The organism is Myxococcus llanfairpwllgwyngyllgogerychwyrndrobwllllantysiliogogogochensis (genome assembly GCF_006636215.1).
In the GTDB taxonomy this organism is placed as follows: Bacteria; Myxococcota; Myxococcia; order Myxococcales; family Myxococcaceae; genus Myxococcus; species Myxococcus llanfairpwllgwyngyllgogerychwyrndrobwllllantysiliogogogochensis.
This window is the reverse complement of sequence record NZ_VIFM01000836.1, coordinates 1-426: the sequence shown is the minus strand read 5'-3', so window position 1 is coordinate 426 and position 426 is coordinate 1. Positions and strand designations below refer to the sequence as shown.

The window sequence follows — 426 nt, the reverse complement described above, 5'->3', positions numbered from 1 at the left end:
CAACGGGAAAGGGTGAAGATCTTACGCCTGGCGCTTATCTTCCGTTTGGGTGTCAAAGTCGCGGGCGTCATGGCGCTCATGCAGCTGCTCATTGAGCGGGCCGTTGGTGCGGTTGACGATGCGTCCGCGCTTGACGGCCGGGCGGTTGCCGACATCCTGCGCCCAGCGCAGCACGTTTTTATAGCTCCCGGCGTCGAGGAACTCCGCCGCGTTATAGACATTGCCCAGCACTACGTTGCCATACCACGGCCAGACAGCCATATCGGCGATGGTGTACTCCTCGCCGGCCACATAGCGACCGCGGGCGAGCTGTTTGTCCAGCACGTCGAGCTGGCGTTTGGCTTCCATCGTAAAGCGGTCGATCGCGTACTCGATCTTCACTGGCGCATAGTTATAGAAGTGGCCGAAGCCGCCGCCGAGGAACGG

The 426-nt window shown here is 61.3% G+C and carries 1 protein-coding gene; it reads right to left on the bottom strand.

Annotated features, from left to right (window positions below; genetic code table 11):
* Positions 1–21: 21 nt before the first annotated feature.
* On the bottom strand, positions 22–426 hold a 405-nt coding region (locus FJV41_RS56010; RefSeq protein WP_181791613.1), incomplete at its 5' end, for a glutathione S-transferase C-terminal domain-containing protein.